This window comes from Streptomyces sp. NBC_00203, from assembly GCF_045206325.1.
Taxonomy (GTDB): Bacteria; Actinomycetota; Actinomycetes; order Streptomycetales; family Streptomycetaceae; genus Streptomyces; species Streptomyces lutosisoli.
This window is the reverse complement of sequence record NZ_CP108126.1, coordinates 1,463,154-1,487,454: the sequence shown is the minus strand read 5'-3', so window position 1 is coordinate 1,487,454 and position 24,301 is coordinate 1,463,154. Positions and strand designations below refer to the sequence as shown.

At 70.0% G+C, this 24,301-nt stretch carries 16 protein-coding genes and 1 pseudogene; 15 read left to right on the top strand and 2 right to left on the bottom strand.

Translation table 11 applies throughout. The annotated features are described in order from the left end of the window. Positions 1–90 precede the first annotated feature (90 nt). Positions 91–1,683 (top strand): FAD-dependent monooxygenase, encoded by a 1,593-nt coding sequence (locus OG975_RS06915; protein WP_406328178.1) that lies wholly within the window; start codon positions 91–93, stop codon positions 1,681–1,683. 7 nt (positions 1,684–1,690) lie between these two features. On the opposite strand, the gene OG975_RS06910 is transcribed toward OG975_RS06915, so the two are convergent. Next, on the bottom strand, positions 1,691–3,415 hold the full coding sequence (locus tag OG975_RS06910; protein ID WP_406328177.1) for a dolichyl-phosphate-mannose--protein mannosyltransferase: 1,725 nt from the start codon (positions 3,413–3,415) through the stop codon (positions 1,691–1,693). A 98-nt stretch (positions 3,416–3,513) separates the two neighbouring features. Then, positions 3,514–3,696 (bottom strand): annotated as a pseudogene (locus OG975_RS06905) (IS701 family transposase); the annotation flags it as partial. A 662-nt stretch (positions 3,697–4,358) separates the two neighbouring features. Here OG975_RS06905 and OG975_RS06900 point away from each other — a divergent pair. The 14 genes from OG975_RS06900 (at position 4,359) to OG975_RS06835 (ending at position 24,300) form a co-directional block, all read left to right on the top strand. After that, positions 4,359–5,837, top strand: a complete 1,479-nt coding sequence (locus OG975_RS06900) for a sugar transferase (protein ID WP_406328176.1) — start codon at positions 4,359–4,361, stop codon at positions 5,835–5,837. An 82-nt stretch (positions 5,838–5,919) separates the two neighbouring features. Then, on the top strand, positions 5,920–7,236 hold the full coding sequence (locus OG975_RS06895) for a nucleotide sugar dehydrogenase (protein ID WP_406328175.1): 1,317 nt from the start codon (positions 5,920–5,922) through the stop codon (positions 7,234–7,236). Next, positions 7,226–8,491, top strand: coding sequence for a glycosyltransferase family 4 protein (locus OG975_RS06890; protein ID WP_406328173.1), 1,266 nt, complete (start codon positions 7,226–7,228; stop codon positions 8,489–8,491). Before OG975_RS06895 ends, OG975_RS06890 begins: the two co-directional genes overlap by 11 nt. Then, positions 8,488–9,855: a Wzz/FepE/Etk N-terminal domain-containing protein gene (locus OG975_RS06885; RefSeq protein WP_406328172.1), complete on the top strand. Its 1,368-nt coding sequence runs from the start codon at positions 8,488–8,490 to the stop codon at positions 9,853–9,855. The genes OG975_RS06890 and OG975_RS06885 overlap by 4 nt, the downstream gene beginning before the upstream one ends. Beyond that, entirely contained in the window at positions 9,852–11,366 is a 1,515-nt protein-coding gene (locus OG975_RS06880; RefSeq protein ID WP_406328171.1) for a Wzz/FepE/Etk N-terminal domain-containing protein, read from the top strand. The genes OG975_RS06885 and OG975_RS06880 overlap by 4 nt, the downstream gene beginning before the upstream one ends. Before the next feature lie 3 nt (positions 11,367–11,369). After that, positions 11,370–13,304, top strand: a complete 1,935-nt coding sequence (asnB, locus tag OG975_RS06875; RefSeq protein WP_406328169.1) for an asparagine synthase (glutamine-hydrolyzing) — start codon at positions 11,370–11,372, stop codon at positions 13,302–13,304. 46 nt (positions 13,305–13,350) lie between these two features. Then, positions 13,351–15,540 (top strand): bi-domain-containing oxidoreductase, encoded by a 2,190-nt coding sequence (locus OG975_RS06870; protein WP_406328168.1) that lies wholly within the window; start codon positions 13,351–13,353, stop codon positions 15,538–15,540. Continuing rightward, entirely contained in the window at positions 15,537–17,513 is a 1,977-nt protein-coding gene (locus tag OG975_RS06865) for an alginate lyase family protein (protein WP_406328167.1), read from the top strand. Before OG975_RS06870 ends, OG975_RS06865 begins: the two co-directional genes overlap by 4 nt. An 8-nt stretch (positions 17,514–17,521) precedes the next feature. Beyond that, positions 17,522–19,060, top strand: coding sequence for a right-handed parallel beta-helix repeat-containing protein (locus tag OG975_RS06860; RefSeq protein WP_406328166.1), 1,539 nt, complete (start codon positions 17,522–17,524; stop codon positions 19,058–19,060). A 1-nt stretch (position 19,061) separates the two neighbouring features. Continuing rightward, positions 19,062–20,378, top strand: coding sequence for an O-antigen ligase domain-containing protein (locus tag OG975_RS06855; protein ID WP_406328165.1), 1,317 nt, complete (start codon positions 19,062–19,064; stop codon positions 20,376–20,378). A 7-nt stretch (positions 20,379–20,385) separates the two neighbouring features. Continuing rightward, positions 20,386–21,627: a glycosyltransferase gene (locus OG975_RS06850; protein ID WP_406336179.1), complete on the top strand. Its 1,242-nt coding sequence runs from the start codon at positions 20,386–20,388 to the stop codon at positions 21,625–21,627. Then, positions 21,624–22,859 carry a class I SAM-dependent methyltransferase gene (locus tag OG975_RS06845; RefSeq protein WP_406328163.1) on the top strand — a complete coding sequence of 412 codons (1,236 nt, stop codon included), beginning with the start codon at positions 21,624–21,626 and terminating at the stop codon, positions 22,857–22,859. The genes OG975_RS06850 and OG975_RS06845 overlap by 4 nt, the downstream gene beginning before the upstream one ends. Continuing rightward, positions 22,856–23,656: a glucose-1-phosphate cytidylyltransferase gene (locus OG975_RS06840; RefSeq protein WP_406328162.1), complete on the top strand. Its 801-nt coding sequence runs from the start codon at positions 22,856–22,858 to the stop codon at positions 23,654–23,656. Before OG975_RS06845 ends, OG975_RS06840 begins: the two co-directional genes overlap by 4 nt. Further along, positions 23,653–24,300, top strand: coding sequence for a PIG-L deacetylase family protein (locus OG975_RS06835; protein WP_406328160.1), 648 nt, complete (start codon positions 23,653–23,655; stop codon positions 24,298–24,300). Before OG975_RS06840 ends, OG975_RS06835 begins: the two co-directional genes overlap by 4 nt. Position 24,301 lies beyond the last annotated feature (1 nt).

The window sequence follows — 24,301 nt, the reverse complement described above, 5'->3', positions numbered from 1 at the left end:
TCACCCCGATGCGCCGCCCGCGTGGAGATTGCGGTCGGTCGCCGGGTGGGGATGATTGATTTCATGGCGGTTCAGCTGGAGGAGCCCGACATGCCTGGAGCAGACGCCGAGGTGGAGGTCTTGATCGTCGGTGGTGGGCCGGTCGGGCTCACCGCCCGAGCGCTACTGGAACGCTGGGGCGTGCGGACACTGCTGGTCGAGAAACACGCCGAGCTGTCACCCTTTCCACGGTCCCGGCTGGTCAACGCGCGCACCATGGAGATTTACCGCCAGCTCGGACTCGCCGACAAGATCTCGGCCGACGCGTTCGCACCGCAATACGGCCGCATTCGCTTCCGCGACACCCTGTACGACCGTGACTTCGCCACAGCGGTGATGGTCGGGATCAACGCGCCGATCCCCGAAAGCCCTGTGATCGGCGTGGTCACCTCACAGGACCGGTTGGAACCCACCCTGCTGGCCGCAGCGGACGCGGAGGTGCGGTACGGGGTCGAGCTCATCGACCTGGTGGAAGAGGCCGAGAGTGTCTTGGCCGTACTCGTCGACCATCGACACGGTGAAGAGAACGGTGAAGGGAGCGGTGAAGAGACTCGCGTCCGTGCTCGCTATCTACTCGCCGCCGACGGTGCGAACTCCACCGTCCGGCAACGGCTGGGAATCGACACCACTGGCCCCGGAGCGATCGCGGACGCCACCACGGTCGTGTTCGACGCCGACCTCAGCCGCTGGTGCGCCCACCAGCCCGCCGGGGTCTACTTCACCGCGCACGGATCATTTCTCCCGCTCTACCCCGAAGGGGGCTGGGCCTGGATCGTTCCCACCCCCGAAGACGCGGCGAGCGCCGACTGGCCCGCCCTCGTCTCACGTGCCCTCGGCACCGGCGCCGACGTACGAGCCGACGTGTTGCGGGTTCAGCACTGGGTGGTGAACGCGTTCGTCGCCGAACGCCTGCGTCACGGCCGGATCCTGCTGGCCGGCGATGCCGCGCACGCGATCCCGCCCGCCGGCGGTCTGGGCATGAACGCCGGAGTCGCCGATGTGCACAACCTGTGCTGGAAACTGGCGGGCGTTCTGCGCGGCTGGTCCGGACCAGGCCTGTTGGAAACCTACGAGACGGAACGGCAGCCCGTCGCCCAGCGGACGCTCCGTCAAGCGGTGACCAACGCCCAACTCATGTTCCAGGCGCAGAACCGACGCCACGACCAGCTCCAAACCGGTGAAGCGGCGCCGGACCAGATCGAACTGCCCTGGTCGGACCAGTACTTCGCGCAACTCGGTCTCGTGCTCGGCGTCACCTATCACTCTGACGCCGTCCTCACCGACGACAGCACTCCTCCAGAGTCATCCGACACGGGGACGGACTACCTCCCCACCGCGAAGCCAGGCCACCGCATGCCACACCTCTGGCTCACCCGCGACCGCTCCACGCTCGACGCCTTCGGCGAAGGGTTCACCCTGCTCACCGCAGACCCCGCCCACTGGGAGCAACAAAGCACCGCATCATGGCCGCTGCACATCGAGACCCTTCCCGACGAGCACACCGACCTCTGCGGCCTCAGCCGGCACGGAGCACTTCTCATCCGCCCCGACGGCCACATCGGCGCCCACTGGCCCGACCGCCCGCCCAGCGACTCCACCCTTCAGCAGGCCCTGACCACCATCACCCGCTCGACACCCACCTGATGGGTGCTCAGATCCAGGTGTCGAGCCACATTCTGGCGCGCCAGCCGGAATACGGAATCGTCTGCCCGGTGTAGATCGGAAAGAAATAGATGAAGTTCCAGATGATGAGCAGCACCAGAGCGCCCGCAGCCACCGCACCCCGTATACGTCGTCTTTCATCCGCCCCCGGAGGACCCAGTAGCGCGCCCACCATCATCGCCACGGCCAGGCACAAGTACGGCACGAAGACGACGGCGTAGAAGGAGAAGATCGTACGGTCCTGGTAGTGGAACCAGGGCAGATAACCGGCGCCCACCGCACACAGGATGGCGCCCGCGCGCCAGTCGCGGCGCAGCGCCCACCGATAGAGCAGATACACCAGCGCGCAGCATGCCGACCACCACAGCAGCGGCGTGCCCAGGGCGAGGATCTCCTGCGTGCAGGCGGACGCCGCACGGCAACCGTCCTGCCCGGGTTTCGGCGACTGATAGGAGAACGCCACAGGACGACCGAGGACGAGCCAGCTCCACGGGTTGGACTGGTACCGGTGTGGAGTGTGCAGACCCACATTGAACTGGTAGACCCCGTACTCGTAGTGCCACAGGCTGCGGAGAGGCGCCGGTATCCACGACCATGTGCCGCCGCGGCCGTCCGCCCAGTGCCGCCCGTAACCGTTGTCGGACAGGAACCAGCCGGTCCACGTCGCCAGATAGGTCACCGCGGCAACGGGAGCGACGGACAACACCGACCAGCCGAGGTCCTTGCGAAGCACCGCCCGGTACGGGCGGCTCGACCCCGCGACGCGGCGGGCGCCGACGTCCCACAGCACGGTCAGGATCATGAAAAAGGCCAGGACGTACAGGCCGTTCCACTTGGTGGCGGCCGCCAGTCCGAGGAAGAAGCCGGCCGCGAGCCGCCATGGACGCACTCCCGTCCCGGCACGGTCGCCGGTGTCCTGATCCGGGCCCGCGCAGCCGTCCCCGCCCACCGGCAGGGCTGCCGCGAGCCGGGCCCGTGCCTTGTCCCGGTCGACCAACAGGCTTCCGAACGCCGCCAGTACGAAGAACATGACCACCAGGTCGAGCAGAGCGGAGCGGCTCATCACGTAGTGCAGACCGTCCACCGCCATCAGCGTTCCGGCCACGCAGCCCAGCAGCGTCGAACGGAACAGGCGGCGCCCTATTCGGCACAGCATCAGCACCGACAGAGTCCCCAGCACCGCCGTCATGAACCGCCAGCCGAACGGGTTGAGGTCGAACACCCACTCGCCGAGGGCTATCACCCACTTGCCCATCGGCGGATGCGCGACGAAGTGTCCGGTCTCGGACAGGGGGATCACCTGGGGGTGCGCCAGGATCTGCGGGTCGGAGATCTTGCTGTCCGCCCAGGTGCCCTCGTAGCCGAACCGCAGCATGGACCAGGCGTCCTTGGCGTAGTAGGTCTCGTCGAACACGACCTCTCGTGGCCGGCTGAGGTGCCAGAAGCGGATCGCTCCGGCGACGGCGGCGACGAGTACAGGCCCCAGCCAGCCCGTCGCCTTCGCGACGCGGTGCGCCAGTAACGGGCTGAGGCCCATGAGTTCCCAGACGCGGGTCCCTGGCTCCGGAAAGGGCGGAACCAGCCGCTCACGGATGTCGGTCCGGGGGCGTCCGGCGTACCCGGACAGGCGCAGCCGTTCCTTCCAGGCACTGCGCTCCGTCATCGGACGGGGGCTGTCGAGGATCTCGGAACGCGTCGCGCTGCTACTCGTCACCGGATGACCCTAAACCGTGTCCTGCATGGCCAGTTGGAGGAGCCGAGCGGCACAGGGCTGCCGTCAGACCGGAGAACGTCACACGCGGCACCGGCGTCGGCGTGCCCGGCCTCCTCTGCCAAGATCCAGCCATTCTTCCGCTGCAGCGGAGCGATCAGTCCCGGTATGTACGCCGGCGCCGACTGGCGCGGTTCCTCCCGGCCGAACCGGTGCACGAACTGCTCGTGCACAGGCCTCAGTTCGCCCGCCCACAGCCTGCCATCAGCAAGGTTCCGATTCAGAACCACACCAACGACTGAACTGCCCACCGGTCACGGCAATCATCGTTGCAGTACTGAGCGCGGCCCGGCCGGCAGTGCCGGGATGCCTCGGGGTTACCGGTGCAGGCGGCCCGGAGAACTCCCGTTGTCACAGGTCAAGGCACGTCTTCGTCATCAAGGCACCCGCAGACCGTCACCGTTCCTTGGATCAAGCTTCAAATCTTGAGCACGAATTACACACATCCCTCTCTTCAGACTGGTCCCGATGGTCTAGATTGACCGTGCCTCACATGCTGGGACACGAGGCGACAAATCATGTTCTATGGGTCGGACGTTGCGGGCAGTCGGCAGCGGCGTCTCCACCGTCGGACGTGGGGGTGATCAATTCTTTGAGCCCGGGAGGGGGCTTTGGGTGCGGGGAGCACCCGAGGTTTCTACGGGTTCCCGCGCACCTCGAGAGTCGGGCAGGGCCTGCCTGCTGCCGCCAGGGTGCGTTGTTCAAGTAGCGCTGAAATAGCCGGGATGTCATGCGCGGGGGGCGAAGGCCTTCCGGGGGAGGAACAGCGCGGTGCGGGGGGCGGGGGGCCTCCCGAGGGGAGGAACTGTGCGGGAGGCGGGGGCCTCCCGGGGGGAGGGACAGTGTTGGGCGACCACGTCGAACCACTGGGGACCGGGGGGGTTCTGTGCGGCAGGGGGGATTAGTCGGCCCTTTTCCGTCGGCGCGAGGGCGTCTGGCGAACGGGGCGATCAGCCAGCCGGCGAACGACTGGGAGCAGCGGTACCGCCGTACCGTGATCACCAGCGATACCGTGGCCACCGCCATCGTGGTGGCTGGGATAGGCAACTTCTTCGGGGCCCGGGACGCGGCCAACTGGCACGAGAAGTGGGGAATACTCGCGTTCGGCACCGAGCTGCTGGTGCTGGGAGCGCTTGCGGTGAGCCGGTCGTGGGCTCCGGCCGTGCTCGGCCAGGGCGCCGAGGAATTCCGAAGACTCGGACGCTCACTGTTCACGGCGACCGTCGTACTGGCGCTCGGCGGGATCGCCCTCACCTCGCGCAACATCAAGCTCTGGATATTCGTCGCGATCCCCGCGATCGCGCTCGTCACCATGACCGAGCGGTATCTGCTCCGCCTCTGGCTGCACAAACAGCGGAAGGAAGGACAGTGCCTGAGACCGGTGCTCGCTGCCGGGAGCCTGGCCACGGTGCGCGACCTGATCACACGAACCCGCAAGTTCCCGCACCTCGGCTGGCGAGTGGATGCGGTGTGCACGACGGACGGTCTCGGGCTCGACGGTGACCAACTGGACGGAGTGCCGGTAGTCGGCCGACTGACGGACGTCGCGGGCCACGTCTGCCGCGACGGCTACCGTGTCGTCGCGGTCACACCGGACCCGCACTGGTCACCGGACCGGCTGCAGCGGCTGGCCTGGAACCTCGAAGGCAGCGATGCCGAGATGATCGTGGCACCCGTGCTGATGGAGGTGGCCGGCCCGCGACTGCACGTCGACGCGGTGCTCGGGATCCCGCTGCTGCGGGTCAGCATGCCGACCTTCACCGGGGGCCGCCGGGCGATCAAAGGGGTCGTCGACCGGATGGGCGCGGCGATCCTGCTGATGCTGTTCGCGCCGCTGATGGTGCTCGTCGGGCTGCTCGTGCTGCTGGACAGCCGGGGCGGGGCGTTCTACCGCCAGCGCAGGGTCGGCAAGGACGGCCGCGAGTTCACCATTCTCAAGTTCCGCACCATGGTCGCCGGGGCCGACCGTGCACGTGCCGAGCTGGCCGACCGCAACGAGGGCGCCGGCCTGCTGTTCAAGCTCCGCCGGGACCCGCGGGTGACCCGGCTGGGAACGGTGCTGCGCCGGTACTCGCTCGACGAACTCCCGCAGCTTTTCAACGTACTTACCGGATCGATGTCGCTCGTCGGTCCGCGGCCTCCGCTACCGGAGGAGTCCGCCGCGTACGGCCCGGACATCCGGCGGCGGCTGCTGGTCAAGCCCGGACTCACCGGCCTGTGGCAGATCAGCGGACGCAGCGACCTGTCGTGGGAGGAGGCGGTCCGCCTTGACCTTCGGTACGTGGAGGACTGGTCGCTCGCCCTGGACACAGTGATCTTGTGGAAGACGCTGCGTGCGGTGCTCTACGGGCAGGGGGCCTACTGATGCACGGGGAACTGCAACTCAACGGTCCCGCCGGCGCGCGGACCGCAGGCCGAGAGGGCCTGCCTGGGGGGAGGAACGGGTCATGAGAGTCAGCGTTTTCGGGCTCGGCTACGTGGGCTGTGTGTCGGCCGCGTGCCTGGCCAGCATGGGTCACGAGGTCATCGGGGTGGACGTGAACCAGGTGAAGGTCGACCTGGTCAACGACGGCAAGGCCCCGGTGGTCGAGGAACGGATCGGCGAGCTCACCGCCGAAGTCGTGCGGACCGGAGCGCTACGCGCCACCGGCGACGTCCGCGAGGCGATCATGGGCAGCGAGGTGTCGCTGATCTGCGTGGGCACGCCGTCGGAGCCCAACGGCAGCCTGTGCACCACCTACTTGGAGCGGGTCACCGAGCAGATCGGCGCCGCGCTGGCCGAGCGGGGAGGCCGGCACACCGTCGTGTTCCGCAGCACCATGCTCCCGGGCACCTGCCTGAACCTGCTGCTACCGATCCTGGAGAAGTACGTCGGCGGCACGGCCGGGGTGGACATCGGGGTCGCGGTCAACCCGGAGTTCCTGCGCGAGGGCACCAGCGTGCGGGACTTCTTCGACCCGCCCAAGACCGTCATCGGCGAGATCGACCCGGCGAGCGGCGACGTGGTGGCGGCGCTGTACGACGGCTTGCCCGGCGAGGTGTTCCGGGTGCCGGTCCCGACGGCCGAGGCGATCAAATACGCGGACAACGCGTTCCACGGCCTCAAAATCGGCTTCGCTAACGAGCTCGGCGCGGTGTGCCAGGCGCTCGGGGTGGACTCGCACCAGGTGATCGACGTGTTCCTGGCCGACCGCAAGCTGAACATCAGCCCCGCCTATCTGCGGCCCGGCTTTGCCTTCGGTGGCTCCTGCCTGCCCAAGGACCTGCGCAGCCTGGTCCACGCGGCGCAGCGGGCCGACGTCTCGGTGCCCATCCTCTCCCACGTGCTGCCCTCCAACTCGGACCATCTGCAGCGCGCGGTGGACCTGGTCGAGCGCACCGGCAAGCGCCGGGTGGGCCTGTTCGGGTTGTCCTTCAAACCCGGCACCGACGACCTCCGTGAGAGCCCGCTCGTCGAGCTGGCGGAAAGGCTCTTCGGCAAGGGTTACGACCTGCGGATCTACGACGCCAATGTGAGCCTCTCCCGGCTGATCGGCGCGAACCGCGAGTACATCGAGACCCGGCTGCCGCACCTCGGGCAGCTGCTCGCGGACTCCGTCGGCGAGGTGCTGGAGCACGCCGAGGTCTGCCTGGTCGGGACCAGGGATCCCGCCGTGCTGTCGGCGCTGCCCCATGGCGAAGGACCGATGCTGATCGACCTCATCCGCCTTCCCGACGCCGAGGCGCGCCGGGCCGAACCGGGGTACATGGGCCTTGCTTGGTAACGCGATAAGCGGCGACGGGTCGGACCGGCGTGCGCTGATCCTGGTGGAGAACCTGTCGGTGCCGTTCGACCGGCGGGTGTGGCAGGAGTGCACGACGCTGCGCGACGCGGGCTGGACGGTGCACGTCATCTGTCCCCAGGGGAGTAAGCGGGACACGGAGCCGGAGGCGGAGATCGACGGGGTGCGGATCCATCGCTACCCGCTGCGCGCGGCCACCGGAGGGCCGGCCGGCTACCTGCGGGAGTACGGATCGGCGTTGTGGCATACGGTCCGGCTGGCCCGCAAGGTCGGCCCGGTCGACGTGGTGCACGCCTGCAATCCGCCGGACCTGCTGTTCCTGCCGGCGCTGTGGCTGAAGCGGCGCGGGGCACGGTTCGTCTTCGACCAGCACGACCTGGTACCCGAGCTGTACCTTTCGCGGTTCGACCGCGGCGAGGATCTGCTCTACCGCGCCGTGTGCGCGCTGGAACGGTGGACCTACCGGGCCGCGGACGTCGTGCTCGCCACGAACGAGAGCTACCGGGACGTCGCGCTGAGCCGTGGCGGTCGGCGGCCATCGGACGTTTTCGTGGTGCGCAGCGCGCCCCAGACCGACCGGTTCCAACCGGTGCCGCCCGAGCCGGAGTTGAAGCGCGGCAAGCCTCATCTGCTGTGTTACCTCGGCGTCATGGGCCCGCAGGACGGCGTCGACTACGCCTTGCGCGCCCTCGCGAAGCTGCGCGACGAGTTCGGGCGGACCGACTGGCATGCGGTGTTCGTCGGCTCCGGCGACGCCTTCGACGCGATGGTGGAGCTGTCCCGGCGGCTCGGGCTCTCCGAGCAGGTGCAGTTCACCGGGCGCATACCGGACGCCGACCTGGTGCGCTACCTGTCCACCGCGGACGTGTGCCTTTCCCCCGACCCGCGCAATCCGCTCAACGACGTGTCGACCATGAACAAGGTCCTGGAGTACATGGCGATGGGCCGGCCCATCGTCTCGTTCGACCTCCGGGAGGCGCGCGTCTCCGCCGGTGACGCCGCCCTCTACGCGCCCGCCAACAACGAGGCCGAATTCGCCAAGCTGATCGCGCTGCTCCTTGACGATCCGGAGAAGCGGGCCCAGATGGGCAAGATCGGCCAGGAGCGGATCAGCGGACAGCTTTCCTGGCGGAACTCGCAAGCGTCGCTGCTCGCCGCCTACGCCGCCGCGTGCCATGACCACACTCCGGTGTCGGCGGACGCCCCGATTCGCACAGGGAAGAGGCAGCGTCGTTGAACGAGGACACGATCCGTCTGGTCACGATCGGGCGGATTCTCCGTCGACGGTGGCGGCTTCTCGCCGTCCTCGCCCTGGTGGGCGCGCTCGTCGGCTACGGCACCTCGGTGCTGTTCCCACCGCGTTACACGGCGTCGGCATCGGTACTGCTGCCGGGGCAGTGGGAAGAGCGCGAGCTGCTGACCCAGGTGGACGTCGCGACCAGTTCGACGGTGGTCGACCGCGCGGCCGCCGCTCTCCACTGGAGCGGAGTCAGCGGCACCGAGCTGCGGGATCAAGTGAGCGCCAAGGCCGCCGACGGGAACATCATCAAGATCTCGGGAACGGCCGACACCCCGGAGCGCGCGCAGCAGCTCTCCGACCGGATGGCCCAGCAATTCGTCACATTCGCCGCGCGGATCGTCGGCGGCAGCGCCGACTCCGACGCGGCTACCGGGACCGAGGCGCTGCGGCAGAAGGTGGCGGAGACCAACCGCCGCATCACCGACCTGGCCGATGCGGCCGATCCGGGGCAGTCCGTGGAGAGCGTGCAGGCCCGCACCGACCTCGAGAAGCTGCGCACCTCGCTGGAGGAGGCCATGACGAAGCTGGACGAGGCCAACCCGGCGACCAACAAGGCGGGGATGGTCGTCATGGGGCCGGCGGCCCGGCCGACCGGTGAGGCGCCGCCGACGAGGATGCAGCTCATCGTCGGCGGAGCGCTGCTGTTCTTCCTGCTCGCGGTCATCGGCCATCTCGTCGCCGCACGGATGAATCGCCGACTGCGCACCGAACCGGAGATCGCCGCGGCGCTGGGCTCGTCGCTTCTTGGCACCGTCGATGTGCCTGGTGAACGGCGCTCGCACCGGCCAGAGGGCCGTGGCCCGCGAGCCCGGATCCGCCGACTCCTCGGCGTCGACACCCGATGGGACATACCGACCCCGCAGACATCCGGCGACGAGGCCGGCACGCGGATCCGCTACCGGCGGGTGTGCGCTCGCCTCCGGGACCAGCTGCCGGCCCCCCGGCGGCTGCTGGTTGTCGTACCCGACGGCGACGAGATCGCCCTCCGGGCCGCCGGACAGCTCGTCGCCGAGGCCAAGAGTGATCCGCTGCTGCGGGTGGTGGAGGTCTCGGTGGACCGGCCGACAGTGCCGGACCGCGACACCGAGTCCGGTGCCGTGGTCGTCCTCAGCGCGGGCAGCTGGAACGCGGAGGAGCTCGCCGGCATCGCCGAGGCGTGTGCGGATGGCAGGCACGAGGTCGTCGGCATCGTCGTCGCCGGCACGGTCCTGGCCCGTGAGACGCGGTCTGCCGGCCATTCTCCGGACAACGCCACTCCCGCGCTCGCGGTTCGCGGCCACGCGACGGGAGGTTCAGCGTGACGACGAGCACGACGTCGGAGTCGTCGGCCGCCACTCCGCTCTTCGACCTGCAGGCACTGGTGGTGGCGGTGCGCAGGCGCCGCCGTCTCTGGTGCTCCCTGGCGCTCGTGGGGCTGCTGGTCGGCGCGGCGCTGGCGGTCCTGCGGCCGCCGCCGCCGTCCGCGGTGACCAAGGTGCTGGTCGCGCATCAGGAGGACCAGGCGAACGACACCGGAACGCTGATCCGCACCGACGTACAGCTGCTGCAGACCACGCGGATCGCCGGCAACGCCCTGCAGTCCCTCAAGTCTCCGGAAAAACCCGAAGACTTCATGCGGGACTACCGGGGGACGGGCTTGACCAACAACCTGCTGCAGATCGATGTGACAGGTGACAGCGACGCGGATGCGGTGGCCCGGGCCAAGGCGCTGGCCGATGCCTTCGTGGCGGATCACGTGAAGCGGATGCAGGAAGCCGCGAAGGCCGAGTCCAAGGCCCTGGCCGACCAGCGTGACCGCATGCAGGTCGAACTCGCCCAGGTCAACAAGGAGATCGGGGACAGATCGCCGGAGAGCGACCCGAAGGCGTCGGCGAACATCGAGTCGCTCTTCGCCCGCCGGGCCGAGCTCGACTCGCGGATCGCCGATTTCGATCAGCGCTCCGAGGAGGCGCGCACCGGCACGCCCAAGGTCATCGCCGGCACGCAGATCGTGGACGCTCCGCGCGCGGTGCGGCACTCCCTGCCCAGGGCCGCTGCCACCAACGCCGCGATCGGGCTCGTCCTCGGGCTCTTCCTCGGGCTCGCGGTTGCCGCGGTCGGCACGGTGGTGGCGGACCGTCCCGTGCTGCGCCGTGACATCGCGGCGAACCTGGGCGCCTCGGTCATCGCGGAGCTGCCCCGTCGGTCGGGCAGGCTGTGGCAGCGCCGACGGACCCGGGCGGCACGCGATCGCCTCACCGCGACCCTGGCCCGCACCGTGCGCGGCTCCGCGGAACCGGTGTCGCTGCTGGAACTGGGCTGTGCGCGCAGCACGAGCGTGATCGCCCTGGACCTCGCCAAGGCACTGGCGGCGGAGGGGCCACTGGTCATCATCGATGGTCTGCCCGGCTCGCAGCTCGCAGGCCGCCGCCCGAAGCCAGGTGACCCGACCGTGGTCAGCGGCGAGCGTGCCGCGGCCGTGTCCGATCAGGAACGCCGGATCGGCGTCGGGTCGGTGGCGCCCGGCACGGCGTGGACCGACCTCCAGTACCTCGGCACCCAGACCGTGCTCGTCGTGCGTGCCGGGCACGGCAGCGCCGCATGGCTGCACACCGTGTCGCGGCAGCTCGCGGACCTGCTCATACCGGTGATCGGTGTGGTGCTGATCGACCCCGATCCGCGGGACCGGACCGACGGCACCCTCTGGGACGGGCTGCACACCGCGCTGCGCAGCCACAACGAGCGGCTGGCCCGGGAGAACGTGACGGGCCGGCCGCGGACGGAGCGGCCGTCATGGGCACGAGTCCCGGACATCGACCAGGAAGCGCGGTAAGACATGTGTGGCATCGCAGGTACGTACCGATGGCCGGACGGGAAGGTCGTGGCCGACCGGCTCACCGATACCCTCGCCCACCGCGGTCCGGACGGGGCGGGCCGGTACAGCCACCCCGTCGGTGACGGCGAAGTGCACCTCGGGCACCGCCGGCTGGCCATCATCGACCTGTCCGAGACCGGCGCCCAGCCGATGGTCTCGGACGGCCTCGTCCTGACGTACAACGGCGAGCTGTACAACGCGCCGGAGCTTCGTGCCGAGCTGGCAGCCGCCGGGGTGCGCTTCCGCGGTACCTCCGACACCGAGGTGCTGCTCGAGGCCTGGCGGCGCTGGGGCACGGACTGCCTGCCCCGGCTGCGCGGCATGTTCGCGTTCGGGATCTTCGATGAGCGAACCGGTGAGCTGGTGCTCGTCCGCGACCAGCTCGGCATCAAGCCGCTGTTCCTGCTCCGGCGCGGCGAGGGTCTGGTGTTCGCCTCCGAGCTCAAGGCGCTCGCCGCCGCGACCGGTGGGTCCCTTGAGGTGGACCATGCGGCGCTGGTGGCCTCGCTGCTGTACTACTGGGTGCCGGACTCACGGTGCGCGTTCCGCGAAGCGGAGAAGCTGCCGCCGGGGAGCTGGATGAAGTTCCGGCCCGACGGCCGGGTGGAGCGCGGCCAGTACTGGAACCTGAGGGACGTCGCCGCCGAGGGCCGGGAGCGGGCCCGGGCCGGCGAGCAGCCGGACCTGGCCGCCATCGTCGAGGAGTCGACTCGTCGTCACCTGCTCTCCGACGTACCCGTGGCGACCTTCCTCTCCGGCGGTCTCGACTCCAGCTACCTGACCGCGCTGGCGGCCCGCGACCGACCCGGGATATCCGCTTACACGATCGGGTTCCGCGCCGAGGACGCCAAGTTCGAGGCGATGCCGGACGACCTGCGCTATGCCCGGCAGGTGGCCGAGCGGTTCGGCGTCGACCTGCACGAGATCGAGATCGCTCCGAATGTGCTCGACCTGCTGCCGCAGATGACGTACCACCTGGACGAGCCGATCGGCGACCCCGCCGCGATCAACACGTTCCTGATCTGCTCGGCCGCCCGGGAGGCAGGGGTCAAGGTGATGCTCTCGGGGATGGGTGCCGACGAGCTGTTCGCCGGTTACCGCAAGCACCTGGCCAACCTGCTCGCGCTGCGCTACCAGCGCGTCCCGCGGCCCCTGCGGCGTGGCCTGTCCAGGGCCGTGGACCGGCTGCCGGTCGCCACGGCCCGCCGGGGGTACCGGTCGGTGCGCTTCGCGAAGCGGTTCCTCTCCTTCGCCGACCTGCCGGAGGAGACCGCGTTCCGGCGCAGCTACACCATGTACGACCAGGACGAGCTGCTCGCCCTGATCGATCCGGACTTGGCCGGGACGGTGGACGACGTGCTGACCGAGCACGCGGACATCTACGAGGACAACGACCTCGACGACTTCGTCAACCGCATGTGCCTGGGCGACGCCCGGATGTTCCTGCCTGGCCTGAACCTCGCCTACACGGACCGGTCGAGCATGGCCGCCTCGACCGAGGTGCGGGTGCCGTACGTGGACGTCGAGGTGGTCAAGGCGGCGTTCGCCGTGCCCGGCGATCGCAAGATCGTCGGACGACAGGGCAAGGCCGTCCTCAAGGAGGCGGCCACCTCGATCCTGCCCCGGGAGATCGTGTACCGGCCCAAGGGCCTGTTCAGCGCGCCGCTGCGCGCCTGGATGAGCCGGGATCTGGCACCGCTGGTGCGCGAGGTGGTCAACGACGGCGTGCTCGTCAATTCCGGGATCCTGCGCCGCGACGCGTTGGCGCGCATGGTCGCCGAGGACGCCGCCGGGCAGCGGGACTTCTCCAAGCATCTGTGGCATGTGCTGACCCTCGAGTACTGGTACCGCGACGCGACCTCCGGGTCCGGACAGAGCACTCGCTCGGCGGCGTAGAAGACGGCGAAGACGGCGAAGACGGCGTAGAAACAAGGGGACTTGGGTGAAGCAGGTAGTTCAGAACTACAAGAGCGGCGAGCTGGCGGTGCTCGACGTGCCGGTACCGGGGTGCAAGCCGGGCGGCGTGCTGGTCCGCACCGCCTACTCGCTGATCTCCACCGGGACCGAGCTCATGAAGGTGTCCGAGGCCGGCATGTCGATGCTGGGCAAGGCCCGCTCCCGGCCGGACCAGGTGGCCAAGGTCATGCAGAGCGTCGCCACCAACGGGGTGCCCGCCACCTACCGCAAGGTGATGGGCAAGCTGGACTCCTACACGCCGCTGGGCTACTCGCTGTGCGGGGTGGTCGAGCAGGTCGGCACCGGGATCGACGATGTGAAGGTCGGCGACCTCGTGGCCTGCGCCGGCAATGAGCACGCGCTGCACGCCGAGCTGAACTGGGTGCCGAAGAACCTCTACGCCCCGGTGCCGGACGGCCTCGCGCCGCGGCACGCGGCCTTCGGCACCGTCGGGTCGATCGCGATGCAGGGCGTCCGCCAAGGTGAGCCGCAGCTCGGCGAGGTGGCGCTGGTCATCGGCCTCGGGCTGATCGGGCAGCTGGTGGTGCAGCTCCTCGCCGCCTCCGGAGTCCGCGTCGTCGGCGTCGACCCCGACCCGGTGCGCTGCGAGCTCGCCGAGCGCCTGGGCGCCGCGGCCTGCGGTGATCCCGAGTCCGCGGCCGTGGAAGCCGCAGTCGCCGAACTCACCGGCGGTCACGGCGTGGACCAGGTGTACCTGGCCGCCGGCGGCGGCAGCAACCAGCCCGTCGAGCTGGCCGCCCGGCTCTGCCGGGACCGCGGGCGGGTCATCGACATCGGCAAGTGCCGCCTGGACCTGCCGTGGAACGCGTACTACGAGAAAGAGCTCGACGTCCGGTTCTCGCGCAGTTACGGCCCCGGGCGCTACGACCCGTCGTACGAGCTCGAGGGGCGGGACTACCCGATCGGCTATGTGCGCTGGACCGAGCGCCGCAACCTGGCGTGCTTCCTCGATCTCCTCGCTCGCGGCAGCGTCGACGTGGAGCCCTTGGTCTCCCACGTCGCCGACTTCGACGACGCCGTCGAGACGTATCAGAGCCTGAAGGACGGCGACCTGAAGGCCGTGGCTGTGCTGTTCCGTTACCCCGAACAGGCGGAGGAAAAGGGGGAAGCGGCGACCCCGGCGGTGTCCGTGCCCGCGGTGCGACGCAGCGGCAAGGCCTCCACCCCGGCCCGGGCCGCCAAGGCGCCGGTGCGCCTTGCGTTCGTCGGCGCGGGAAACTACGCGACGTCGATGCTGCTGCCGCATCTGGCACAGCGCGACGGCGTCGAGTTGTCGACCGTCGTCACCACGACGGCGCTGTCCGCGGCCAACGCGCAGCGGAAGTTCGGATTCGCCGAGGCGACCACCGATCTCGACGCCGTGCTCGGCGACAAGTCCATCGACGCGGTGTTCGTGGTCACCCGGCACAGCTCGCACGCCGAACTGACCCGGAGGGCTCTGCTGGCCGGCAAGACGGTGTTCGTGGAGAAGCCGTTGGCGCTCACCGAGGACGAGCTGGCCGGCGTACTCGCGGCGGTGGAGGAGTCCGGCAACGACCGGCTGCAGGTGGGCTTCAACCGCCGGTTCGCGCCGCTGCTGACCGAGGCCAAGCAGCGGTTCGGCGCTCGGACCGGTCCGGCGAACCTGCGCTACCTGGTCAACGCGGGCCGGCTGCAGCACGGCAGCTGGTACCTCCAACAGGGCACCGAGGGCTCGCGGTTCGAAGGCGAGGGCGGACACTTCATCGACACGGCGAGCTGGCTGCTCGACGCCGACCCGGTATCGGTGTACGCCGTCGCCCCGTCCGGTAACGACGACCTGCAGGTGGTGCTGCGCTACCCGGACGGGTCCACCGCCACCATCAGCTACGTCACCACCGGCGCGCCCGGCTTCCCCAAGGAGACGCTGGACCTGGTCGCGGACGGCAAGGTGCTCAAGCTCGACGACTTCGTCCGTGCCTCGGTGTACGGCCGCAAGCGGTGGGTCAGTTCGCGGTTGCCCAAGGCCCGGGACAAGGGCCAGTCCGCCGAGCTGGCCGCGTTCATCAAGGCCGTACGGACCGGAGGGCCGATGCCGGTGTCTCTGGAGTCGCTGGTCGCCACCACGGCGGCCACCCTCGCCGTGCAGGCCGGCCTGGCCGGCGGCGCGCCGGTGACGCTGGCGAACGCACGATGACCATGAGCGCGGGCTGGTACCTGCGGCGGCTGTCCCGGATGGGACCGCGGGAGGTCGGCGGCCGGGTGGGCGACGCGGTGCGCAGGCGGCGGTGGCGGTCGGCGCGGCCGGACTGCCCGAGCGTGACCGGTGCCCGGTTCACCGCGGTACTGCCCGCCGGGACGATCGCCGCAATACCTCCGGACGCCGCGAAACGTCTCATCGCCGAGGCGGACCGGCTGATGTACGGGCACGCCGAGTATTTCGGGGTGGTCCGCGACGACCTGGACGACCCGGACTGGTGGTGCGACCCGAAGACCGGACGCCGGGCTCCGTGGGGCTACGCCTTCGACGTGCCGTACCGGAACGAGGACGTGGTCGGGGACATCAAGCAGATCTGGGAGCTGTCCCGGCATCAGTACCTCACCGTGCTCGCCGCCGCCTACGCGATCACCGGGGAGGAGCGGTACGCCGAGCGCGTGGCCGAGCACCTGCGGTCGTGGTGGGCGGCCAACCCACCGCTGCGCGGCGTGCACTGGATCAGCGGCATCGAGCTGGGCATCCGGCTGCTGTCCTGGGTGTGGATCCGCCGGCTGCTCGACGGCTGGCCGGGCGCGGCCGGGCTGTTCGAGGACAATCCGGTGGCGCTGAACCAGATCTGGCACCACCAGCGCTGGCTGGCCGCCTTCCCCAGCCGGGGGTCCTCGGCGAACAACCACGTCATCGCCGAGGCCGCCGGGCAGTTCGCAGCGGCCTGCGCGTTCGGGTGGTTCCCTTCCTCGGCGCGTTGGCGAGCCGACGCGCTGCGGTCGCTGGAGCGGCATCTGCGCGGCAACACCTTCGACTCCGGCCTCAACCGGGAGCTGGCCACCGAGTATCACGGACTTGTGCTGGAGCTCGGCCTGGCCGCGGTGGCCGAGGCGGATGCCGCAGGCGTGCCGGTCCCCGCGTCGATCCGACAGGTACTGCTGCGGATGACCGACGCGCTCGCGGCCATCGTGGACAACCGGCTACGGCCGCCGCGCCAGGGGGACGCGGACGACGGGCACGGTCTGATCGTGGACGGCGCGGGCACCGACCGCTGGGCCTCGCTGCTGGCCACCGGGGACGCCGTGTTCGGCCGGCTCGCCTGGTGGCCGGCGGTGAGCGGCACCGATGTGCGCACCCCGCTGCTGGCCGCGCTCATCCGGCCGTACTCGAAGAATGGAACCGCACCGGCCGTGACACGCCCGGCAAGCCGGCCGGCCCATTTCGCCGACGCGGGCATGACCATCCTGCGCGGTCCGGCAGGGATCTGGTGCCGCTGCGACGGTGGTCCGCACGGCTTCCTGTCCATCGCCGCGCATGCCCACGCGGACGCGCTGTCCCTGGAGGTCCGGCACGACGGGGTCGACGTGCTCGCCGACCCGGGGACGTACTGCTACCACGGGCAACCCGAGTGGCGGCAGTACTTCCGGTCCACCCTCGGCCACAACACCCTGCAACTGGACGGCAGTGACCAGTCCGTCTCCGGCGGCCCGTTCCTGTGGACCCGGCAGGCCCGCAGCCGCGTGCTGGCCGTGGACACATCCGACGCCTCCGACGGGGGGACGGCCCGCTGGTCTGCCGAGCACGACGGCTACCAGGGGTCCGTGCACCGCCGCAGGGTGGAACTGACGGCCGCGAGCCAGGAGTTGAAGGTCGTTGACGAGGTGCATGGCCCCCGACGAGCCGTGCAGCTGGCGTTCCACCTCGGCCCGGTGATCGCCGCGGAACTGGCGGGCAACCGGGCCGTGCTGACCTGGACTAGGGACGGCGAGGACCGCTCCGCGGTGCTCGACCTGCCCGAGCAGCTGCGCTGGCAGGCGCATCGCGGCGAGACCGAACCGCCGCTGGGCTGGTACTCCGCCGGCTTCGGGCGCAAGGAACCCACCACCACGCTGATCGGCACCGGCTTCGCCGACGGCGCTGTGCTGTTGGGGGAGTTCACCACCGTGCTCAGGTTCCGCGGCTAGGGGGGCGAGTGGGGATCAAGAGGCGGCACTGGGCGCTGGCGGCGGCACCGCTGGCGCTGGCCCTGCTGGCGACCGGCTGTGACAGCACGCCGGGCGCCGGGACGGAGTCGAAGGCCGCGCCATCCACGTCCGCCACGTCCGCGGCCCGATCCGTGGCCCGGGTGTGCGCCACGCCCGCGGCCGGGCCGGCGAAGGCGCCGGCGGGCGCGGTGACCGTCGACCCCGCGAAGGTCGGTGATCTGGCAGCGAAGACCAAGAGCAGCCCCCCGAACACCACGTTCTGGCTTCGACCGGGCAAGCACAGGCTCGACCCGGACCGCTATGCCCAGGTCATCCCCAAGAAGGGGGACCGCTACCTCGGCGCGCCGGGCGCGGTGCTCGACGGCCGGAAGAAGAACCAGTACGCGTTCGGCGGCACCGCCCGCAACGTCACCATCCGCTACCTGACCGTGCAGCGTTTCGTGGCGCCGCCCGACGAGGGCGTGGTCAACCACGACTCGGCCGACGGATGGGTGATCGAGCACGCGACGATCCAGAACAACTCCGGCGCCGGGCTGATGGCCGGTGCCCGCCAGCAGGTCCGCGCCAACTGCCTGCGCGACAACGGCCAGTACGGCATGAACGCGTACAAGGCCAACGGCCGTATCAGCGGCCTGGTGGTCGAGGGCAACGAGATCGTGGGCAACAACACCGGCGACTGGGAGCGGCGGCGGGAGGGCTGCGGCTGCACCGGAGGCATCAAGTTCTGGGCCGTCAACGGCGCCGACGTAAGCGGCAACTGGGTGCACGACAACCGCGGAACCGGGTTGTGGGCGGACACCAACAACAACGACTTCCGCATCGAGAACAACGTGCTCGAGGACAACGACGGTGCCGCGCTGATCTACGAGATCAGCTACAACGCGGTCATCCGGAACAACACGATCCGGCGGAACAACTGGGTCGAGGGCCGCAGGGCAGCCGACCGCGGCGACAGCTTCCCCTTCGCGACCGTCTACGTGTCCGAGTCCGGCGGCGAACCACGGATCAAAGCCCGCACCGACAAGATCGAGATCTACCGGAACGTGCTGGAGAACAACTGGTCCGGGATCACCCTGTGGGAGAACGCCGACCGGTTCTGCAACAGCCCGGCCAACACCTCGTCCGGTGAGTGCACTTTGCTGGTGCGGGACACCCACCGCTGCGCGAAGCCGGCGATCGCCACCGCACCGCTCTACGCCGACTGCCGGTGGAAGACCCAGCGGGTGGACATCCACGACAACCGCTTCGTGCTGGACAAGTCCGTCGTCAAGTGCACGGCGAAGTGCGACCGAATGGCGGTCCTCGCCAACTACGGCACCTATCCGGACTGGTCGCCGTACAAGGGCGAGCGGGTGGCTGACGCGATCACCACCAAGCAGCACAACCGCTGGCACGACAACGTCTACCTCGGACCATGGAAATTCGTCGCCCAGGACACGAGCCGGGTGCTCGACTCCGGGCAGTGGCAGAGCACGCCCTACCAGCAGGACGCGGGCAGCACTTTCCAGCCACAGGCCGGTGGTTGAGATGGGAGGGCATCTGACACGCGATGGCCTGCCGGGCGGACCGGATACGGCCGGCACGCAGCCCGGCGCCGAACCGCGCCCGGCCGGCACACCGAAGATCGTCGGGATCGTCTGGGGGTTGCTGGTCCTCAACACGCTCGGCTCCGCCGGGGCGAAGACCATCATCCCGCTGCCCCGCTCCCTCATCCAGATGGCCACCATGGGCGCGCTGGTCGCCGCGTTCGCGCTGGCGCTCGCAGTCAATCTCCGGCTGCGCATCCGAGCCAGCGCCTTCGTGCTCCTGCTCACCCTGCTGCTGGTACCGAGCATGATCTCGAGCGTGAACATGGGGTCCGGGTTCGGCGCGCTGTTCCGCTGCGCCCGGCTGGCGCTCTTCATCGGCACGTTGTGGCTGCTCAGCCGCTGGTGGGAGGGCGGCCTGACGTTCGTCCGGCACCACATCCGGATGTACTTCGCGGTGCTCGGTTCGGTTGCCCTCGGCCTGGTCGTCGCACCTGGCAAGGCCTTGCCCGATCTCTACGGCGGACGGCTCGTCGGCGCGTTGTGGCCGCTCACTCCGCCGCAGATCGGACAGTACGCCGCGGTGATCATAGGGCTCACCGTGCTGCTCGTCCTGGGGCGCCGGACCGACAGGGTCAGCGCGGCCGTAGTCATCGTGCCGTCACTCGTCCTGCTCGCGCTGACCCATACCCGGACGGCCACGCTCGGCCTGCTCATCGGCCTGGCGTTGGCGATCTGCTCACTCATCCTGACCAGCGCCGCCGCCCGCCGGTTCTTCACCTGGACGGTGCTGTGCGCCACGGTGGCCGCGGTCGGGTTCAGCTCCGCGCTGCAGGCGTGGTTCCTGCGCGGGCAGAGCCAGGAGAACTTCTCCAACCTCACCGGTCGGGCCAAGGTCTGGGACGCCCTGCTGGCAGCCCCCCGGACGACATCGGAGCAGCTGTTCGGCATGGGCCTGGGCGACAAGTCGTTCGGCGGGCTGCCGATCGACAACAGCTGGCTGGCCGTCTACCAGGAGCAGGGTCTGACCGGCGTCACCCTGGTGGCGGCGATCATCATCGTCCTCGCCGGCGTCGCGTTGCTGCGGCCACCGTCATTGCAGAGGGCCTGCGCGATCTTCCTGATCAGCTACTGCGCGATCGCGTCGTACACCGAGGCCGGCCTTGGCGACGCCTCGCCGTATCTGCTGCATCTGGCCGTGGCCGCCTCACTGCTGGCGGCACCTGCCGAGGCCACGCCCCTGCCGACGGCCACGCCCCTCTCGACGCCCGCAGTCCCTCGACGACGTGTCCCTCGCTGGGCCCAGGATCGGAGCTGACGTGAGCATGCACGTCCTCGTGGTGCACAACCGCTACGCCTCGGCGCAGCCGAGCGGGGAGAACAAAGTCGTCGACCAGGAGGTGGAGCTGCTGCGCGCGGCCGGCCATCGGGTCGAGGTGTTCGAGCGGCGCAGCGACGACATCGCCGCCCGGTCCCTCCTTGCCAAGGCCGCGGTGCCACTCCTTGTGCCGTGGAACCCGGCGGTCCGCAAGGAGCTCGCCGCCCGGCTTCGCGCCGAGCGACCGGACGTGGTGCACGTCCACAACGTCTTCCCGCTCCTGTCGCCCGCGGTTCTCGCCGCCTGCGCCGACGCCGGCGTGCCCGCCGTCGCCACGCTGCACAACTACACCCAGGTCTGCCCACCCGGCACGCTGCAACGGGACGGCCGGCCGTGCACCGAGTGCGTCGGCTCCGCACCACTGCCCGCCGTCCGGCACGGCTGCTACCGGAGTTCGCGCCTTGCGACGGTGCCGCTCGCGGTCAGCCTGTCGGTCAACCGGCGGCGGTGGTGGTCCGGCGTGGAGAGGTTCTTCTGCATCTCCGCGGCGCAGCGCGACGTCCTGGTGCGGTCCGGCATGCCGGCCGAGCGGCTGGCGGTGAAGCACAACTTCGTGCCGGAGCCGGGCACTCGCCGAGTCGGCGAGGGAGAGCATCTGCTCTATCTCGGCCGGCTCGCGGAGGCCAAGGGCGTGCGGCTGCTCATGGCCGCGTGGGACGAGATCGCAGCGAGCGGCGGTGTGGGCGTCCCGCTCGTGATCGCCGGCGCGGGGCCGCTGGAACGAGAGGTGACCGCCTGGGCGGCGGGCCGGGACGATGTGCGCTACGTCGGCCTGTTGGACCCGGCGGAGTGCCGAAAGGCCATCGCGGGGTCGGTCGCCGTGGTGGCTCCGTCGACGTGGCTGGAAGCGTTCGGCCTGGTGGTCGTGGAGGCGATGGCGGCCGGGGTCCCGACCGTCGCCGCCGGTCACGGCGCCTTCGTCGAACTCGTCGAGGACGGTGTCACCGGGCTGCTGCACCAGCCGGGCGAGCCCGCCTCGCTCGCGTCCTGCATACGCCGGATCGCGGCCGAGCCGGCCCGCAACCGGGAGATGGGCCAGGCGGCCCGGCGCCGTTACGAGCAGGGTTTCAGCCCGGCCGTCGGCCTGGAGCGCCTGGTGGAGGGGTACCGAACCGCGATCGCGGGTCGGTCCGGCGGCGGAGACAGCGCGCCGCCGATAGGGACGGAATCAATGGGGGGCAGTAAATGACACGATGCCGACTCTGCGGCTCGGCGACGCTGGCGAGCGTCGTCGATCTCGGGGCGACACCACCCTGCGAGAGTTTTCTCGCCGCGGACCAACTGGACCAGCCGGAGCCGGCGTACCCGCTGCACCTGCGGGTCTGCACCGACTGCTGGCTGGCGCAGATCCCTCCGCTGATCACGCCGGAGGAGACGTTCAAGGAGTACGCGTACTTCTCCTCGTACTCGACCTCCTGGGTGGAGCACGCGCGCACGTTCGTCGCCGACGCCGTGGAGCGTCTTGCTCTCGGCCCGGACGCCTTCGTGGTCGAGGTCGCGAGCAACGACGGGTACCTGCTGAGGCACGTGGTGGACCGGGGGATCCGCTGCCTCGGCATCGAGCCGTCGGTGAACGTCGGCGCCGCGGCGCGGGACGCGGGTGTGCCCACGCTCACGGAGTTCCTGGACCCGGACACCGGCTCGGGCGTCCGCACCGAGCACGGCCCGGCGGACCTGGTCGTGGCCAACAACGTGTACGCGCACATCCCCGACGTGGTCGGGTTCACCCAGGGGCTGCGCGCCCTGGTCGCCGACGACGGCTGGGTCTCCATCGAGGTGCAGCACCTGCTGACCCTGATCGAGGAGAACCAGTACGACACGATCTACCACGAGCACTTCCAGTACTACACGGTCGCGTCCGCGATCCGAGCCCTTGCGAGCGGCGGACTCGCGCTCGTGGACGTCGAGTTGCTGCCCACGCACGGCGGCTCCATCCGGCTGTGGGCCCGGCCGGCCGAAGTGGCCGGCGAGCCGACGCAGCGGGTGGCCGACGTGCTGGCCCGGGAGAAGGCCGCCGGGCTGCAGGAGCTGTCCGGGTACACCGAGTTCTCCGCCCGGGTGGCCAAGGTGCGCCGGGATCTGCTGCGGTTCCTCATCGAGGCGGCGGAGCGCGGCGAGACGGTCGTCGGCTACGGCGCCCCGGGCAAGGGCAACACCCTGCTCAACCACTGCGGGATCCGGCCCGACCTGCTCGCGTACACGGTCGACCGCAACCCCTACAAGCACGGCAGGTTCACCCCGGGCACCCGCATCCCGATCCTGCCGCCCGAGCAGATAGCCGCGGACAAGCCGGACTACGTCCTCATCCTCCCGTGGAACCTGCGGGCCGAGCTGGTCGAGCAGCTGTCCTTCGTGCACGACTGGGGCGGCCGCCTTGTCTTTCCCATCCCGGAACTGAGCATTGTCGAGGCCAAGTCATGAAGGTCGTTCTGTTCTGCGGCGGTTACGGGATGCGGATGCGGAGCGGCGCCGCAGACGACGTTCCCAAGCCGATGGCGATGGTCGGCCCGCGACCGCTGATCTGGCACGTCATGCGCTACTACGCGCACTTCGGGCACACGGAGTTCATCCTGTGCCTCGGGTACGGGGCGCACCACATCAAGAACTTCTTCCTCAACTACGAGGAGACGACGTCCAACGACTTCGTGCTCCGGGGCGGGAAGACCGAGCTGCTGTCCACCGACATCGCCGACTGGACGATCACGTTCGCGCAGACCGGCATCGAGTCACCGATCGGGGAGCGGCTGCGCCGGGTGCGGCACCACCTGGACGGCGACGAGATGTTCCTCGCCAACTACGCCGACGTGCTCACCGACGCCCCGCTGCCGGAAATGATCGAGAAGTTCGCCCAGCGCGACGCCGGTGCGTCGATGATGGTGGTGCCGCCGCAGTCCTCGTTCCACTGCGTGGAACTGGGCGAGGACGGCCTGGTGGGGGGCATCACGGCGGTGAGCGACATGCCGCTGTGGGAGAACGGCGGCTACTTCGTGCTCCGCCAGGAGGTCTTCGACCACATCCCGGAGAACGGGGACCTGGTCGCCGACGGATGTGCCCAACTGGCCAAGCAGGGACGGCTGGTGGCGCATCAGCACCGCGGCTTCTGGAAGCCGACCGACACCGTGAAGGAGCGGGCGGCGCTCGACGCCGCCTACACCCAGGGTGACCGCCCGTGGGCCGTGTGGGAACGCGACGGCGCGAGTGCCGGAGCGAGAGCGTGATCCGGCTCGGGGCCGGACCCCTGGACCGGATCGTCGCGGTGGGCGCGCACTGCGACGACATCGCCATCGGCGCCGGCGGCACGCTGCTCGCGATGTGCCTCGCGCGGCCGGGTATCCGCGTCGACGCGCTGGTGCTCTCCGGCGGTGGCAGCGAGCGGGAGGAGGAGGAGCGGGCCGCGCTCGCCGCCTTCTGCCCGGGCGCCGAACTGCGCCTGACCGTCCTCAAGTTGCCTGATGGCCGACTGCCCGTGCACTGGGACGAGGCCAAGGCCGCGGTCGAGGAGCTGCGCGAGCGGACCGAGCCGGACCTGGTCCTCGCTCCGCGTACCGATGACGCGCACCAGGATCACCGCGGCCTGGCGAAGCTGATGACCACCGCGTTCCGCGACCACCTCGTGCTCCGCTACGAGATCGTCAAGTGGGACGGCGACCTCGGCCGTCCGTCGGCGTACCAGCCGCTGTCGCCGGAGATCGCCGAACAAAAAGTGCGGCTGCTGCAGGAGCACTACCCCTCGCAACGGCACCGGGCCTGGTACGACCGGGAGGCCTTCCTCGGCCTCGCACGGATCCGCGGCATCGAATGCCACGCCCGCTACGCCGAGGCGTTCACCGTCACCAAACTCACGCTCAATCTGGGGGACTGAA